We start from the raw sequence: 15,830 nt of genomic DNA, 5'->3' as shown, positions 1-15,830 counted from the left end.
ACGTTTCGGCTCGTGTCGGTCTATGCGGTCACGTTCTCCGTGTCGGTCATGCTGCTGCTCGGTTTCATCGCATCGGTGATCACGCATGACATGGAGCGGGAAACCGATACGGTGATCGACTGGCAGATGATCTACTTCGATTCGATACAGGACGGCCAGCTTCCCGCCGCGATCCAGCACCGGATCGAGCACGAGCGAATGCACACCAACTACTACGGACTCTTTACCGCGGACGGCAGGCATATTGCCGGCGATGTGCTGGCGTTGCCCGCGGGCATGCGGCCGACCCGCAACGGCGTGACGCTCGATCACACGATGCCGATCTCGGGAGACCAGGTGCCGCCGGTCGTGCGCGCGATGGCCGAGCGGCGTGCGAACGGCGACGTGCTGGTGCTCGGTCGCGACCTCACGCATATCCTGCGGATCCGCGCGGCGATCATCCAGGCGCTGGTCGGCGGCGGGCTGCTTTGCCTGGGCGCGGGCGTCGTGGGCGGCCTGATGCTCAGCGTGCGGCAAATGCGGCGTCTGAAGGAGGTCCGGCGCATCACGCAGGGCATTGCGCAGGGCGACCTCGGCCAGCGGCTGCCGGTCGGCGGACACGACGAGATCGATCTGCTGTCCCATCTCGTCAACCACATGCTCGAGGAGATCGAGCGCCTGATGAACGAGGTCAAGGGTGTCTGCGACGGCATCGCGCATGACTTGCGAACCCCGCTCGCGCACGTGCACACGCTGCTCGCGCAGGCGGCGCAGCGTGCGGCGCGGTTCGACGATGCCGTGCTGGCGAATCTCGTTTCGCGTGCGCGCAACGAGACCGACGTGTTGCTCGGCCGTTTCCGCGCGATGCTGCGTATCGCCGAAATCGGCTCGTTGCAGCGGCGAGGCGGGTTCGCGGAGCTGTCGCTGGAGGATCTGGTGCTGGACGTCGGGCAGTTGTTCGAACCGCTCGCGGACAGTCGCGCGATCCGCTTCGTGCAGGCCGTCGAACCGGTCGTGCGGATACACGGCGATCGCGCCCTCTTGTTCGAGGCACTGAGCAATCTGCTCGACAACGCGCTCAAGTACACGACGTCGGGCGATACGGTACGCCTCGAACTTCACGACACGCCGTGCGGTCCGCGCATCGACGTGATCGACAATGGCCCGGGCATCGCGGCCGACGAGCGCGAGGCGGTGCTGCGGTATCGGTACCGCAGCCGCCGTACCGGGCATCTCGCCGGGGCCGGGCTCGGCCTGAGCATCGTGTCGACGGTCGTCAACGTGCACGATTTCACGTTGCGCATAGGCAATGCCGAGCCCGGCACGCGCGTGACGATCGAATGCTGGCCGAGGTCGCTGGGATGACGGCCGTCCGGACGAGGCCGCACGTGCCTGCGTATTTCCGCCGCGAGGCCGGTTGACGATGCGTGTCCTGCTCGTGACTTCGCCGCATCCGGAAGCGTCGTGGCTGCACAAGGCGCTGCAGGAAAGCGGGCACAGCGTGCAGCGCGCCGACGATCCGCGCGACGGCCTGTTCCTCGCCTCGCAGGAGGCGTTCGACGCGATCGTCGCGACCGCGTTCGAGCCCGGCGGCGATGCCGCGCTGATCGCGATGCTGCCGCATTTCGTTGCCGACGGCGGCGGCGCCGCGCTCGTGGTGCTGATCGGCGAGGCGTCGGCGCGCGAACGCATTCATGTGCTGCGCGCGGGCGCCGATGCGTGTTTCTGCGCACCGTATTCGTTCATCGAGCTGCACGAACGCATGCAGGCGCTGCAGCGGCTCGCGGGGCCGCGCGATGCGGACCGGCCGGTCGCGCGTGCGTCCGCGGTCGAGACACTGGCGCGCGAACTCAAGAACGGCAAGCTGCGCGTCGCCGTGACGCGCCGGGAATTCCTGCTGCTCGAATGCCTGATGCGCCATCCGAACGCGCCGGTGCCACGCGACCAGTTGATCCGGTATGTCTGGCAGGACAAGGAGGATGTCGATCCATCGAGCGTCAATCTCGTGGTGTCGCGGCTGCGCCGCAAGCTCGCGCGGCATCTGCCCGACGTCCGCATCGATACGGTAAGCCGCTACGGCTATCAGGTAACGCTGCCGGACGCCTGAGCGCGCGGTTCCGGCCGCGCGACGAACATGACGTGACGGGCGCCCTGCCACCGGCAGCGCGCCCGTCTCGTTCGTTTACGAGCCGAAGAACGGCACGCAGAAATCGGCTGGGCCGACGCAATCGCCGGGGCCGTCGGGCCGCGCGGACGCACAGCCGGACAACACGACGCAGGCAGCCATCGCCAGGAGCGCGAGACGGGCAGAACGAGCGAACAACGAACGAAGCTTCATGGATGGCGAGCAATCGGGTGGACGCGCGGCGTCGCCGCTGGTGACGCGGGCCGCGTGAGCGGGGCGCCGCGCCCGGCCGCACCGTCACGCGTCTCAATGCGCATAGAGCGTGGAGTTCAGGTACTTGAGCTGCCCGTCCTGTTCGGCCTGCACGAGCTCGGCATGGACTTCGGCGCGCGTCTTCTCGTGGATCGGCTGGCCGTAAGGCGGCACCCACTGGCCGGCAGCCTGAGCGCCGGGCGCGCCGTCCTTGGTGGCGGCCGGGGACATGTGGATCGGCTGGCTGCCGGTCAGTGCAAACGCGGGAGCGGACAGCGTGCCGATCGCGGCGAGCATGGCGGCGGCGACGATGTTGGCGGTTTTCATGTCGGGAGTCCTCATGATGATTGACTGGGTTCATCCCCCGGCGCGGCGTGCGGGTGCCGCGCGGGTTGAGGACAAGCATAGAGGAGGGACGTTAGCGGATCGGCATGCACAACGTGAAAAGAAATTCATGAACCGGCGCGCATTCGCGCAGACATGAAGCAGGTATGTCGTGAAGATGAAGCGGGTTTCATTTTGCGGGCGGTTTCGATAACGGCGCTGTCATGCCCGCTGCCTAAATTGGGCGCCATCGCATCGCGCACGAGCGGCCACGCCGCCCGGGCCGGCGATGCGATCGGACCGATCCACTCCAACGAAACCATCATGAAGACATATCTGGCAATTCCGGCGGCGGTCGCATGCCTGCTTGCGAGCGCGGCGCATGCGCAGAGCAGCGTGACGCTGTACGGCACGATCGACGCGGGCCTGGACTACATCAGCAACCAGAAATCGGCCGCGGGCGCGGGGCCCGCTTATGGCGTGCAGAGCGGCAACGTCAGCACGTCGCGCTGGGGGCTGCGCGGCAACGAGGATCTCGGCGGCGGCCTCGCGGCCGTGTTCACCGTCGAGAACGGCTTCAACGTCGCGAACGGCAAGTTCGGCAACGGCGGCGACGTGTTCGGCCGCCAGGCGTGGGTCGGCCTCGCGAGCCGCCAGTGGGGCACGGTGACGCTCGGCCGCCAGTACGATTTCCTGGTCGACTTCGTCGCGCCGCTGTCGGCGACCGGGTCGGGATTCGGCGGCAACCTCGCCGATCATCCGTACGACAACGACAACCTCGCCAACGACACACGCATGAACAACGCGGTGAAGTTCCGCAGTGCGAACTATGGCGGCTTCACGTTCGGCGGCGCTTACGGCTTCAGCAATCAGGGTGGCGGGTTCAGCAACGACAACGCGTACAGCGTCGGCGCGCAGTATGCGAACGGTCCGGTCGCCGTCGCCGTCGCGTACCTGCAGTCGGACCAGCCGGGCGGCGTGAACAAGCCGCAGAACACCGGCGGTTCGCTGAGCAGCGCGGATGGCGATGCGATGCTGGCCGGCGGCCGCTGGCGCACGTTCGGCGCTGGTGCGCACTATGCGTTCGACCATGCGACGGTCGGCCTGGTCTATACGAGAACGATCCTGAACGACCCGCGAGAACTGTCGCAAGGTGGTTCGTATGGCACGGTGAACGGCCAGTTGCTGACCTTCAGCAACTACGAACTGAATGCGCGCTATTGCCTCACGCCGGCTTTCTCGCTGGGCGGCGCCTATACGTTCACGCAAGGCCGCTTCGACGAGGCGGGCCGCAGCATCGCGCCGAAGTGGAACCAGCTCATGCTGCAGGCCGACTATGCGCTGTCGCGCCGCACCGACCTTTATCTGGAAGGCGTGTACCAGCGCGTGGCGGGGGCGGACGGCGTCGCGGTGCTCGGCCACGCGGGGATCTTCAACCTGGCGGCATCGGGCAACGATCGTCAGGCGGTGGTCGCGGCCGGTATCCGTCACAAGTTCTGAGCGGTCGGGCCGACGTAAAAAACGGCACCCGTCATCGCGACGGGTGCCTTGAAATGCGACACGCCTCGTTCATGCCGCAAGGGATTCAGTTCATTGAAGGGGCGACGTCGCGGCCGGTACTTGCGCGCCGGATGCGGCTTCATCGGTCGACCAACCGCCGCCCAGCGCGGCGATCAACCCCACCGCCGCCAGTTGCCGGCGCGTGTCCAGCTCCAGCATCGCAACCTTCGTATCGAGTTCGGTGGTCTGCGCCGTCACCACGTCGAGATAGCTGACGACGCCGTCCCGGTAGCGCGACATCGACAGCTGCAACGTGCGTTCGGCCGCGTCGAGCGCTTCTTGCTCGCGCTCGGCTTCGTCGCCCAGGTGGTGCGTGAGGGCGAGGTTGTCTTCTACCTGCTGGCACGCGTCGAGCACCACCGCGCGGTATTTCGCGCCGTTCTCGGCCAGCTGCGCGCGCGCCTGGTCGGTGAGCGCCTGGCGCCGGCCGCCGTCGAACAGCGTCAGCGCGAGGCTCGGCCCGATCGACCAGATCTCGTTCGGCGCACGGAGCCAATGGCCGAGGCCCGAGCTTTGATACCCGCCGACCAGCCCGAGCGTGACGTCGGGGAAGAACGCCGCGCGCACCACGCCGATCTTCGCGTTGGCGGCAGCCATGCGGCGCTCGGCGGCCGCGACGTCGGGGCGCCGCTGCAGCAGCGTCGCGGGAATGCCGGCCGGAATCGCCGGCAGATAAGCCGCGTTCAAATCCGGCGCCAGCGAGAACGACGATGCCGGTACACCCGTGAGCGTCGCGATCGCGTGCTCGTAGAGCGCGCGCCGCGCCCGTACGTCCTCGGCCGACGCACGGGCCGAATCGAGCTGCGTCCGCGCGCGCGACACGTCGAGATCGGACGCGATGCCGCCTGCGTGCCGACTCATCGTCAGGCGCAGCGCGCGCTGATACGTGTCGATCGTATCGGCCAGCAACTGTTGCTGCTGATCGAGCCCGCGCAGGCTGAAGTACGCGCTCGCGAGGCTGGCCTGCAAGCTCAGTCGGACCGACGCGAGATCGTCGGCGCTGGCCTGTGCGTCGGCGCGCCCGGCCGCGACTTCGTTGCGGACTTTGCCCCACAGGTCGAGGTCGTAGTCGAAGCCGGCGTCGAGCGTGTTGTCGCCATAGACGTTCGGCTGGTTCGAGCCGCGCAACGGCCGCATGGCCGACTGACGGTTGCTCGAGACCTGCGCGCCGAGGCCGATGGTCGGGAACAGGCCCGAGCGCGCCTGATCGAACAGCGCGGTTGCCTCGTCGTGTCGGGCCACGGCCGCGGCCACGTCGGGGTTGGCCGCGGCCACCCGTGCTTCGAGCCGGTCGAGCACGGGATCGCGGAACGCCTTCCACCAGCCGTCGCGCGCGATGCGGTCGGCCGGCTTCGCGGGCTGCCAGCCGCCCGCTTCCTTGAAGCTGGCCGGCAGCGCGGGGTGCGGCGCATGATAGGCAGGTGCGAACGAGCACGCGCAGAGGAACGCGACGCCGGCGAGCATCGCGCAAAGCCGAAGCCGGTTAGCCATGCGCACGCTCCGTATCGCGCGCGGCCGACGCGACGGTGCGAGCTGGCGCCGCGAGCCTGACCGGATCGCCGGCAGCGAGCGAGTCGGGCGGGTTGTCGATCACGCGATCGTCCGGCGCGAGGCCGGTCGCGATCTGCACGTGCGTGCCGAGGTCGGTCGCGATCGTCACGGGCTTGAATACCGCGCGATCGTCCTTGCCGACCACGGCGACCTGCAGGCCGGCCTGCCGGAAGATCAACGAACTGGCCGGAATCGTCAGCACGTGGCTGCTGCCGGCCGGCAGCGCGAAATGCACCTCGGTGTATTCGCCGGGAATCAGCTTGCCGTCGGGGTTGTCGACCATCAACTGCACGAGCAGCGTGCCGGTCGAATCGGCGATCGAGTCGTCGGTGTCGGCGAGCGTCGCCCGGAAGGTCTCGCCCGGATGCTCCGGCACGGTCAGTGTGGCCGTCATGCCGGGCCGGATCGCGGCGGCCTCGTTCTGCGGCACGCTCACGTAGACGCGCATCCGGTGCACGTCGGACACGGCAAACAGCTCCGGGCCGGCGCCGCCGCCGGCCGAGATCAACTGGCCGATGTCGGTCTTGCGTGCGGTGACGACGCCGTCGAACGGCGCGACGATGCGCTTGAACGCCTCCAGCGCCTCGAGGCGCCGCACGTTGGCCTCGTTGGCGGCGACGATCGCCTGCTTGGCCGCGAGGTCGCTGGTCTTCTCGTCGGTTTCCTGCTGCGACACCGAATCCTGCGCGAGCATCCTCTTCCAGCGCGCGGCCGTGGACGCGGCAAGCTTCTCGTTGGCGAGCGAACTCTGCAGATCGGCGCGCGCCTGCAGCAGTTGCTGATCGAGCTCGGGCGTATCGATCAGCCCGAGCAGTTGCCCCGACTTCACGTGCGCGCCGATATCGGTGTACCACGCATGCAGGTAGCCCGACACCTGCGCATGGATCGGCGCGCTCTCGAATGCGGACAAATGGCCGGGCAGCACGAGCGTGGCGCCGTCGCCGCCGGTCGACGGCGTGTACGCGACCACGGTCGGCACCGCTTGCTCGGCGGACCAGGTCGTCATTTCCTGTTTCGCGTGCGCGCGGCCGACGATGCCGGTCGCCACGATGCCGACCGCGATCAGCGCGGTGAGCGTGGCGACGAGCTTGAGGTTGGGCAGCCGTTTCGGCGACTTGATATCGATCTCAGTGGACATGGGAAGCTCCGGACGCGGAAGGGGAGGAAGCGCGGGAACCGTCGTGCTTGAGCGCATCGCGCCGATGCACGAGGCTGAACACGACGGGAACGAAGAACAGCGTCGCGATCGTCGCGCATGCGAGGCCGCCGATCACCGCGCGGCCGAGCGGCGCGTTCTGCTCGCCGCCGTCGCCGAGGCCGAGCGCCATCGGCGCCATGCCGATGATCATCGCGAGCGCGGTCATCAGCACCGGGCGGAAGCGCGTGAACCCGGCCTCGAGCGCGGAGGCCAGCGCGTTGCCGGTTTCGGCCAGGCGCTCGCGCGCGAAACTGACGACGAGGATCGAGTTGGCGGTGGCGACACCCATGCACAGGATCGCGCCGGTCAGCGCCGGCACCGACAGCGGCGTATGCGTGGTGAACAGCATCCAGACGATGCCGGCCAGCGCCGCCGGCAGCGCCGAGACGATCACGAATGCGTCGGCCCACGAGTGGAAGTTCACGACGATCAGCAGGTAGATCAGCACGATCGCGCCCACGAGGCCGAGCAGCAGGCCGGCGAACGCGCCGTTCATGGTCTGCACCTGGCCGCGCAGCGTGACGGTCGAGCCCTTGGGCACGTCCTTCGCGGTGGCCTTGACGATATCGTCGATGTCGGCCGCGACCGCGCCGAGGTCGCGTCCCTGGGTGGTCGCGTAGATGTCGAACAGCGGCTCGATGTTGTAGTGTGACACCACCGCGTTGCCGACGCCGCGCGTGATCGTGGCCAGACCGCCCAGCAGCTGGGACTGGCCGTTCGCGCTGGTGACCGGCAGGTTCTGCAGCGCCGACAGCGTGGTCATCCTGTACTGCGGCGTTTGCGCGACGATCGGATAGGACACGCCGTTGCGCGGATTGAGCCAGTAGGTCGGGTCGACCTGGCTGGTGCCGGCCAGCGTCGCGACCACCGAGTTCGTCACGTCCTGCTCGGTGATGCCGAGCTGGTCGGCGCGCGTGCGGTCGACCGTCACCGTGAATTGCGGATAGGTGCTGGCCTGCTGGATGCGCGGGTCGGCGACGCCCGCGATCAGGCGCAGCTTGCGGTACAGCTCGCGCGCATAGGCGAGGTTGGCCTGCTGGTTGGGGCCGGCCACCTGCAGGTCGACCGGGGCCGGTGCGCCGAAGTTGAGGATCTGGCTGACGATGTCGGCGGGCAGGAACGAGAACGTGGTGCCCGGATAGGCGCGCGGCAGGCGTTCGCGCAGCGTGCGCACGTAGTCGGCGGTCGGCGCGTGATCGCGCGACAGCGAGATCAGGATGTCGCCGTCCTGCGGCCCGAGCGTGCCGCTGTTGTTGTAGGTCAGGTTGATCCCGCTGTTCGGCAGGCCGATGTTGTCGATCACTTCGCGCAACTGCGCGGGTGGAATCACGCCGCGGATCGTGTTTTCGATGCGGTCGAGTTCGGCGGCGGTTTCCTCGACACGCGTGCCGACCGGCGCGCGCACGTGCAGCGCGATCTCGCCGGAGTCGATGGTCGGGAAGAAGTTGCGACCGAGCGACGGCGCGAGCAGGAAGGACGCGGCCACGATGCAGAGGAAGGCGACGACGAACGGCTTGCGGCGCGTGAGCGCGAGGCCCAGCAGGATCCGGTACGACGCGCGCACGGCTTCGAAGCGGCGCTCGAATGCGCGCTGGAAGCGCACCAGCGGATTGCGCGACGGCGGGACCTCGTGCGCGCCGGCATGGCCCGCGTGCGGATCCATCACCGCGGCCAGTTCGCCCGACGCGTGGCCGGCCGATGCGTGCGGCTTGAGCAGGTATTGCGCGAGCATCGGCACGAAGGTGCGCGACAGCACGAACGACGACACCATCGAGAAGATCACCGCCTTGGCCATCGGCACGAACAGAAAGCGCGAGATGCCGTCGAGCATCAGCATCGGCACGAACACGATGCAGATGCACAGCAGCGAGACGAGCGCCGGCATCACGATCTGTTTCGCGCCGTCGACGATCGCGGTGCGCGTGTCCTTGCCCTGTTCGAGGTGCCAGTTCACGTTCTCGATCGTCACCGTCGCATCGTCGACGAGGATCCCGACCGCGAGCGCAAGGCCGCCGAGCGTCATCACGTTGAGCGTCTCGCCGGTGGCCGCGAGCAGCGCGATCGCCGACAGCACGGCCAGCGGGATCGACGCGGCGATGATCAGCGTCGAACGCCACGAGCCGAGGAACAGCAGGATCATCAGCGAGGTCAGCGCGGCGGCGATGATGCCTTCGCGCGCCACGCCGCTCACGGCGCCGTTCACGAAGGTCGACTGGTCGCCCATCGTGACGAGCTTCAGGCCCGGCGGCAGCGTCTGTTCGACCAGCGGCAGCTTCGCCTTCACGCCGGCGATGATGTCGAGCGTCGATGCGGAGCCGTTCTTCAGGATACTCATCAGCACCGCGCGGCGGCCGTCCACGCGCACGATGTTGCCTTGGGGCGGATAGCCGTCGCGCACATGGGCGACGTCGCGGATATAAATCGTCGTGCCGCCGACCGACTTGATCGGCAGGTCGTTCAACGCGTCGAGCGAGAGCGGGCTGTTGTTGAGCTTGATGTTGTATTCGAAGCGGCCGATCTTCTGCGTGCCGGCCGGGATGATCTGATTCTGCTGCGCGAGCGCGTGCGCGACGTCCTGCGCCGACAGCCCTTTCGACTGCAGCGCCTGCGGGTCGAGGTCGATCTGTACTTCGCGTGTCTTGCCGCCGTACGGCGTCGGAATCGCGACGCCGGGCACCGACAGCAACTGCGGCCGAATGAAGTTGACCGCGTAATCTCCCAGCTTCTGTTCGTCGAGCGTGTTGCTGGTCAGCGCGATCTGCAGCACGGGCACGGTCGATGCGTTGTAGTTGAGGATCTGCGGCGGCGTGGTGCCGGGCGGCATCTGCTTGAGCACGGTCTGCGAGATCGACGTGACCTGCGCGGTCGCCGTGCGGATATCGACGGTCGGCTGGAAGAAGATCTTCACGATGCCGTAGCCGCGGAACGATTGCGACTCGATATGCTGGACGTCGTTCACCGTCGTGCCGAGCGTGCGCTCGTAGTACGTGATCACGCGTCCGGACATGTCGTCCGGCTGCAGGCCGGCGTAGTTCCACACGACGCTGATCACCGGAATGCGGATGTCCGGAAAGATGTCGATGGGCGTTCGGATCGCCGCGAGCGGGCCCGCGATCAGAATCAGCAGCGCCAGTACGACGAACGTATAGGGCCGCGTGAGCGCGAGCCGGACAATTTTCAGCATGAGGTGCTGCTCCGTTCAAAAGCGTCGTGAAGAAGAGCCGGACGTGCGCGTCTTCGGGAAAATACCGATGCGCATCCGATGACCGCATTCTGCGGAGCAGCCCCTAACAGCGGGTCGCTAAAAAGATGAAACAAGTTTTAAGTGGCGGACGGACTCAACCGAGCAGGTAGCCCGAGCCGCGGATCGTGCGGATCAGCGGCGCGGCGCCAGGCCGGTTCACCTTCTTGCGCAGGCGGCCGACGTGCACGTCGATCAGGTTCGTGCCGGGATCGAAACGGCACCCCCACACGGCTTCGAAGATCATCGTGCGCGTGAGCACGCGGCCGGCGTTGCGCATCATGAATTCGAGCACGCGGGACTCGGTCGGCAGCAGCGCGAGCTCGTGCGCGCCGAGCGTCGCGCGTCGCCGCACCAGGTCGAGCTCCAGCTCGCCGGCGCGCAGCACCGTGTCGACGTGCGTGCCGCGCGGCCGCCGGCGAATCAGCACGTCGATGCGCGCGCACATTTCTTCGAGCGAGAACGGCTTGACGAGGTAGTCGTCGCCGCCGGCGCGCAGCCCCTGGATACGCTGATTGACGTCGGACATCGCACTCATCACGAGCACCGGCGTATCGAGGCCGACGCCGCGCATCGTCGCGAGGATCGTCAGCCCGTCGAGGTCGGGCAACATGCGATCGAGCGTCACGACGTCGTAGTGCGCGCTCATCGCGCGGGCCATGCCGTCGCGGCCGGTGCGCGCGACGTCGATCTGGTGGCCTTCGGCACGCAGCGTGTGCGCGATGCGATCCGCGATCAGCGGATCGTCTTCGATCGTCAGGATATGTGCCATGGCGTGCGCGACCCGGCGAAGTCACGCAGCGGCAAGCTGCATGGCGATGCGCCCGGGCGTGCGATAGTGGTCGACCACGTAGTCGATGAAGCTGCGCACTTTCGTGGACAGATAATTGCGGCTCGGGTAGAGCATCGAGAGGCGGCGCGGGCCGCCGTTCGCTTCGTAGCGTTCGAGAATCGGCACCAACGTGCCGCGTGCGAGATCGTCGGCCACGAGCGGATGCGGCAATTGCGCGATACCCATGTGATTGAGTGCCGCGATCCGCACCATCGTGTTGCTGGTCGATGCCAGCGCATTGCCGGTATAGATGCGGCAGGCGCCGTCGGTAGCCGAGAACTCCCAGTTGCGCGCGGCGCCGTTCGACACGGTCAGCAGGCTATGCGTGTTCAGTTCGACCGGCTCGACAGGCGTGCCGTGCCGCGCGAGGTAGTTGGGGGACGCGACGACCACGTCGCGCACGCTCGTCAACGTCCGCGACACGAAGGTCGAGTTGACGAGGCGGTGATCGTCACAGAAGCACACGTCGTAGCCGCCTTCCACCATGTCGACCTGGATATCGAACGTCGTCACGTCGAATCGCACGCGCGGATGCGCGATGCGATACGTGGACAGCAGCGTGCACAGCCCCGCCGCAACCGAGGTGGCCGACGCGGCGATGCGCAGCGTACCGTGCGGATCGCGATTGACCTGCGCGAGGTTCGATTCGATCTCGTCGAGCTTCTCGATGATCGCGCGGCAGCCGTCGAGGTATTCGCGGCCCGGCTCGGTGAGCGACAGGCTGCGCGTGGTCCGGTTCAACAGGCGCATGTTCAGATGGGCCTCGAGCATGCCGACGCTGCGCGTGACCGCGGCGGCCGACATGCCGAGCTGACGTGCGGCGAGACTGAAGCTCGACAACTCGACCACACGCGTGAAGACACGCATCGCTTGCAGTTGGTTCATGATCGGCGAGGAGTGGATTTGCCGGAAATACGGGGCGGCGCGTCCGTCTTCGGCGGGCTGCGTCGACGCATCGCGCTGCGCCTGCCGGGGGCGGGCAGCGAATCCATTATGGAAGGCACGCGTGGGCGGGACGCTAAAAAAACGGTGCTGGCCGGATGAAATTTCGTTTAGAAAGCGGTGGAGTCGGATGGACGACAGCGCGACGCGCTTTCTGAAGATTTCTAAAAAAAGATTCATGCATGGATCACAAATCTTCAGGCGGCCAGCCTGTACCGAGGTCGATAATGAGATCTCGTAACCGCGGCAAGGACGACGAAGATGGCACAACCGTTGAGCATCAAGATGATCGAGGAGCATGGCAAGCTCGTCGTGCTGATGTCGATCGAGCGTGGCGCGGCAGTGCTCGATCCGGAAGACGTGGACGCAGTCATCCAGTACTTGAGCCTGCTGCGCGCGTCGATGCAGCCTGCCGTGCCGGAACGTCCGCCGCACGAGCAGCCATTCGTGACCGAAATGGACCCCTGCTGGTATGCCGAACGCCATCCGCTGCAGGGCGGCGCGGTGCTGTTGCTGCGTCACAGCGGGCTCGGATGGGCAAGCTTCGCGCTACCGCCGCACAGCGTTGAGCGGTTGCACGGTTCGTTGACGCAACTGCTCGAGGACGAGCGGCAGGCGATCGGCCTGCCTCACTGAAACCAATCTGCGTCGCGACGGGCTCGCATTCAGCGCCGTCGCGACGGCGCGGTGCGGTCGCCGCCCGTACGTGAACGCTGCCTTCCGGCGCGGACCGCGGCGCGTGTTACCCGCGACCGACGAACGGCATCGCGGTCGCCATGATCGTCATGTTCAGTATGTTCGTATCGAGCGGCAGATTCGCCATCTGGACGATCGCGTTCGCGACATGCGCGACGTCCATCCGCGCTTCCGGCGCCAGGCTGCCGTTCGCTTGCGGGACGCCTTGCGTCATCCGTTCCGTGAGCGACGTGGCCGCGTTGCCGATGTCGATCTGGCCGCACGCGATGTTGTACCGGCGACCGTCCAGCGCGAGCGACCTGGTGATCCCGGTCACCGCGTGCTTGGTCGCCGTGTACGCGATCGTGTCGGGGCGCGGCGCGTGCGCCGAGATCGAGCCGTTGTTGATGATTCGGCCACCCTGCGGCGTTTGCGCCTTCATCAGCCGCCACGCGGCCCGCGCGCACAGAAAGACGCCGGTCAGGTTCGTCGCGACGACGCTGTTCCATACGTCGAGTTCGTAGTCGCCGAGGGAAACGACCGGGGCGTTGCGGCCGGCGTTGTTGAACAGGACGTCGAGCCGGCCGAATTGCTGTGCGATCTGCGCGAACGCGTGGTCGACCGATGCTTCGTCGGTCACGTCGGCGGGAAATACCTGCGCGTCGCCGCCGGCGGTGCGGATGGCGTCCCGGGTTTCGCGTAACGACGCCTCCGTGCGCCCGAGCAGCGCGACGGTGAAACCGGCCTGGGCGAGCGCGACGGCCGCTGCGCGACCGATGCCGGAGCCGGCGCCCGTGACGGCGGCGAATTTCTTCGAGTCAGACATGGCTTGATTTCCTGCGGGTCGAGTAGGGGAGGCAGGCGACGACCGATGGCATCGCCACTTTGGCAATGTAGTCGAAATGCGGCGGGTACGGATTCAAGCGACATCGTGAAGCGCACGCTGGATACCGTGGCTTTCGCTCAACGCGGAGCCGAGCGAGCGGCAAGGCGGAGCAACGCCCCGCCGGCCGTCACTTCACACACTCCAGCGCATACTTCAACCCCGGCCCGAGCAACCCGCGCTACACGTCCCACATATGCCCGCCGTCGACGATGCGCAGCTCGGCCGGGTTCTGCGCCCGGCGCAGCTGTGTGTACAGCACGCTCGATTCCGCCTGGATCGTCAGGTCGTCGTCGCCGGCCGCGATGAACATCGGCACGCGCCAGTTGCGCGCGAAATAGCCGCGCAGCAGCGCCGGGTAATTGAGCTCGTGCCACACGCGCGGATCGAACTGCCGGTCGCCGAATACGCCGACGTAGCGCGCGGCGGAATTGAGCGGCGGCTCGTTCGCATAGATCGCGGGGCTCAGCAGCATCGCGCCGCAGAACAGCCCCGGCTCTAGCAGCGAGAAGCGCAGCGCGCCGAAGCCGCCCATCGACACGCCGCCGATCGCGCGCCCCGCGCGCTGGTTCGACACCGCGAAGTGCGCTTCGACTTCCGGCAGCAGGTCGTTGAGGAACGCGCTCTGCATCTTCTCCTTGCGGTCGACGTACCAGTCGGTGCCGCCTTGCGGCATCACGATCACGACGGGCGGGATGTCGTGGCGTTCGATCAGCGTGTCGGCGGTGGCCTGCAGCCGGCCCTGCGTGACCCAGTCGTTCGCGTTGCCCGCGTTGCCGTGCAGCAGGTACATCACCGGGTAGCGCGCGCCTTCCGGGTTGTAGCCGGGCGGCAGGTAGACCGTGTACGACCAGTCGCGTTTCAGCGACGCCGAGCGGAACGTGCGCAGCACGACGCTGCTGCCCGGATTGACCGACGGCTCCTGCGCGGCCGACGGCGTCGTCGCGGTCTGCACGGCAGGCGGCGCGGGCGATACCGCGGCCGCGGGCGCCGGCGGCGTGGCATGGGCGGTGGCGATGGCGCCGGCGATCAGGGCGAGGGCGAACGGAAGGGCGAGTCGGCGCATGGCGAATCGTTTCAGGAGAGGCGCCGGCTATCGTCGCAGCGGCGCATGACGGCGCGGCGCGTCATGGCCGCGAACGGAACGGCAGCCGCGCGACGAGCGGCCCGTAGAGCTTGGCGACGAGATACAGCAGCCCGATCGCGACGGCGTCGGCTGCCAGCCCGAGCGGCACGTCGAGATAGCCTTCGGTCGCCTGGTAGAGCAGCGAATCCACCGCGAGCGAGATGCCGGTGCCCGCGACGAAGCACAGCAGTCCCTGCCGGCCGATCGTGCCGATCCACGGCATCGCGTGCGCGACCTTCTTCATCCAGCCGAGGTGCACGAGCTTGGCGGCGAGCCACGCGATCGCGAGGAAGTTCACGAGTCGCAGCGCGCCGAGGTTCTGCTTGATCGACGGATCGGTCGGGAACGGCTCGATGCGCAGCCGGTAGTATGCGCCCGCCGCGACGACCGCGAGCGACGCGGCCGTCAGCAGCCAGCCCTGCGGCCTGGGCGCGAGGGTCTGGTAGACGGGCTGGCAGCGCGCGATCACGCCGAGCACGAACAGGAACTGCCACGCGAACGGGTTGAAATCCCACGGTGCGCCTTCGACGGTCGGCAAGAAGCGCGCGACGTGCGGCGCCGCGTACCACAGCGATCCGCTGAACGCGAGCATCAGCCACGGCTGCGTGCGCGCGAGCGGCAGCGCGAGCGGGACGAGCAGCGCAAAGAACGCGTACATCGGCAGCACCGACGCGAGGTACGGCTGGCGGCGGAACAGCAGGATGTCGCGCAGCGCGGCGAGCGGCTTGTGCAGCAGCCCGTCGAGATCGTTGGTCGGCATGTTCGGGCCGTCGATCGCCAGCGCATTCAGCGCGGCGGTGATCAGCAGCATCAGGCCGGCCGTCACGAGGAACGCGCGGTAGATCTCGAACGCACGCCGGATGAAGCGCTGGCGCGCGGCGGCTTCGTCGTGCCGCTCGGCGAGCGAGTTGTACGCAATGGCGGTCGCGAAGCCGCCGAGGAACACGAACACCTCGGCCGCGTCGCACAGCGCGTACGCGTGCAGCGTCACGCGCGACAGGATGCTGCCGCCGATGTGGTCGACGACGATGACGAGCAGCACGAGGCCGCGGAAGAAATCGAGCTCGGCGTAGCGGCCGGCCCGGGCCGGCGCGCTCATCGGAGCGCCTTTCGGCGCGGGCCGCGGTTACGGCCGGCACGCG

13 protein-coding genes are annotated in these 15,830 nt (G+C 67.7%); 4 read left to right on the top strand and 9 right to left on the bottom strand.

What is annotated here, in order from left to right; all coding sequences use genetic code 11:
• The first annotated feature begins 12 nt into the window (after positions 1-12).
• A complete protein-coding gene (locus tag KPB06_RS29475) occupies positions 13-1,344 on the top strand; it encodes a sensor histidine kinase (RefSeq protein WP_226223165.1) in 1,332 nt (443 codons plus the stop codon).
• Between the two features lie 58 nt (positions 1,345-1,402).
• Positions 1,403-2,086 (top strand): response regulator transcription factor, encoded by a 684-nt coding sequence (locus KPB06_RS29470; RefSeq protein WP_059585126.1) that lies wholly within the window; start codon positions 1,403-1,405, stop codon positions 2,084-2,086.
• A 324-nt stretch (positions 2,087-2,410) separates the two neighbouring features.
• Here the strand turns inward: KPB06_RS29470 and KPB06_RS29465 are convergent, their stop codons facing one another.
• Positions 2,411-2,683 carry a DUF4148 domain-containing protein gene (locus KPB06_RS29465; protein ID WP_059584951.1) on the bottom strand — a complete coding sequence of 91 codons (273 nt, stop codon included), beginning with the start codon at positions 2,681-2,683 and terminating at the stop codon, positions 2,411-2,413.
• Between the two features lie 321 nt (positions 2,684-3,004).
• On the opposite strand from KPB06_RS29465, the gene KPB06_RS29460 reads away from it, so the two are divergent.
• Positions 3,005-4,180 (top strand): porin, encoded by a 1,176-nt coding sequence (locus KPB06_RS29460; RefSeq protein ID WP_059585127.1) that lies wholly within the window; start codon positions 3,005-3,007, stop codon positions 4,178-4,180.
• 90 nt (positions 4,181-4,270) lie between these two features.
• Here the strand turns inward: KPB06_RS29460 and KPB06_RS29455 are convergent, their stop codons facing one another.
• From KPB06_RS29455 to KPB06_RS29435, 5 genes are all read right to left on the bottom strand, one after another.
• Positions 4,271-5,731 (bottom strand): efflux transporter outer membrane subunit, encoded by a 1,461-nt coding sequence (locus KPB06_RS29455; protein ID WP_059584952.1) that lies wholly within the window; start codon positions 5,729-5,731, stop codon positions 4,271-4,273.
• A complete protein-coding gene (locus KPB06_RS29450; protein ID WP_059584953.1) occupies positions 5,724-6,929 on the bottom strand; it encodes an efflux RND transporter periplasmic adaptor subunit in 1,206 nt (401 codons plus the stop codon). The genes KPB06_RS29455 and KPB06_RS29450 overlap by 8 nt, the downstream gene beginning before the upstream one ends.
• The gene (locus KPB06_RS29445) at positions 6,919-10,173 is read right to left on the bottom strand and encodes an efflux RND transporter permease subunit (RefSeq protein WP_059584954.1); all 3,255 of its coding nucleotides are present in this window, start codon (positions 10,171-10,173) and stop codon (positions 6,919-6,921) included. The genes KPB06_RS29450 and KPB06_RS29445 overlap by 11 nt, the downstream gene beginning before the upstream one ends.
• A gap of 154 nt (positions 10,174-10,327) precedes the next feature.
• Entirely contained in the window at positions 10,328-11,002 is a 675-nt protein-coding gene (locus KPB06_RS29440) for a response regulator transcription factor (RefSeq protein ID WP_059584955.1), read from the bottom strand.
• 21 nt (positions 11,003-11,023) lie between these two features.
• Positions 11,024-11,947 carry a LysR family transcriptional regulator gene (locus KPB06_RS29435; RefSeq protein WP_059584956.1) on the bottom strand — a complete coding sequence of 308 codons (924 nt, stop codon included), beginning with the start codon at positions 11,945-11,947 and terminating at the stop codon, positions 11,024-11,026.
• A gap of 318 nt (positions 11,948-12,265) precedes the next feature.
• Between KPB06_RS29435 and KPB06_RS29430 the strand changes: the two genes are divergently transcribed.
• Positions 12,266-12,640 (top strand): hypothetical protein, encoded by a 375-nt coding sequence (locus tag KPB06_RS29430; RefSeq protein WP_059639618.1) that lies wholly within the window; start codon positions 12,266-12,268, stop codon positions 12,638-12,640.
• A 106-nt stretch (positions 12,641-12,746) separates the two neighbouring features.
• Here KPB06_RS29430 and KPB06_RS29425 read toward each other — a convergent pair whose 3' ends face one another.
• From KPB06_RS29425 to KPB06_RS29415, 3 genes are all read right to left on the bottom strand, one after another.
• Positions 12,747-13,505, bottom strand: a complete 759-nt coding sequence (locus KPB06_RS29425) for an SDR family oxidoreductase (RefSeq protein ID WP_104012733.1) — start codon at positions 13,503-13,505, stop codon at positions 12,747-12,749.
• Positions 13,506-13,743: 238 nt separating this feature from the next.
• The gene (locus KPB06_RS29420) at positions 13,744-14,628 is read right to left on the bottom strand and encodes an alpha/beta hydrolase (protein ID WP_275920563.1); all 885 of its coding nucleotides are present in this window, start codon (positions 14,626-14,628) and stop codon (positions 13,744-13,746) included.
• A 61-nt stretch (positions 14,629-14,689) separates the two neighbouring features.
• Positions 14,690-15,787, bottom strand: a complete 1,098-nt coding sequence (locus KPB06_RS29415) for an OpgC domain-containing protein (protein ID WP_060310813.1) — start codon at positions 15,785-15,787, stop codon at positions 14,690-14,692.
• Positions 15,788-15,830: the final 43 nt, after the last annotated feature.

It is taken from the genome of Burkholderia semiarida (assembly GCF_029268935.1).
Taxonomy (GTDB): domain Bacteria; phylum Pseudomonadota; class Gammaproteobacteria; order Burkholderiales; family Burkholderiaceae; genus Burkholderia; species Burkholderia semiarida.
The sequence above is the reverse complement of the archived record's forward strand: the minus strand, read 5'-3'. Positions and strand labels throughout refer to the sequence as shown.

Coding starts and splice junctions, on each gene's coding strand:
- KPB06_RS29470 (WP_059585126.1), top strand. CDS start 1,403: ATGCGTGTCCTGCTCGTGACTTCGCCGCATCCGGAAGCGTCGTGGCTG.
- KPB06_RS29465 (WP_059584951.1), bottom strand. CDS start 2,683: ATGAAAACCGCCAACATCGTCGCCGCCGCCATGCTCGCCGCGATCGGC.
- KPB06_RS29460 (WP_059585127.1), top strand. CDS start 3,005: ATGAAGACATATCTGGCAATTCCGGCGGCGGTCGCATGCCTGCTTGCG.
- KPB06_RS29455 (WP_059584952.1), bottom strand. CDS start 5,731: ATGGCTAACCGGCTTCGGCTTTGCGCGATGCTCGCCGGCGTCGCGTTC.
- KPB06_RS29450 (WP_059584953.1), bottom strand. CDS start 6,929: ATGTCCACTGAGATCGATATCAAGTCGCCGAAACGGCTGCCCAACCTC.
- KPB06_RS29445 (WP_059584954.1), bottom strand. CDS start 10,173: ATGCTGAAAATTGTCCGGCTCGCGCTCACGCGGCCCTATACGTTCGTC.
- KPB06_RS29440 (WP_059584955.1), bottom strand. CDS start 11,002: ATGGCACATATCCTGACGATCGAAGACGATCCGCTGATCGCGGATCGC.
- KPB06_RS29435 (WP_059584956.1), bottom strand. CDS start 11,947: ATGAACCAACTGCAAGCGATGCGTGTCTTCACGCGTGTGGTCGAGTTG.
- KPB06_RS29430 (WP_059639618.1), top strand. CDS start 12,266: ATGGCACAACCGTTGAGCATCAAGATGATCGAGGAGCATGGCAAGCTC.
- KPB06_RS29425 (WP_104012733.1), bottom strand. CDS start 13,505: ATGTCTGACTCGAAGAAATTCGCCGCCGTCACGGGCGCCGGCTCCGGC.
- KPB06_RS29420 (WP_275920563.1), bottom strand. CDS start 14,628: ATGCGCCGACTCGCCCTTCCGTTCGCCCTCGCCCTGATCGCCGGCGCC.
- KPB06_RS29415 (WP_060310813.1), bottom strand. CDS start 15,787: ATGAGCGCGCCGGCCCGGGCCGGCCGCTACGCCGAGCTCGATTTCTTC.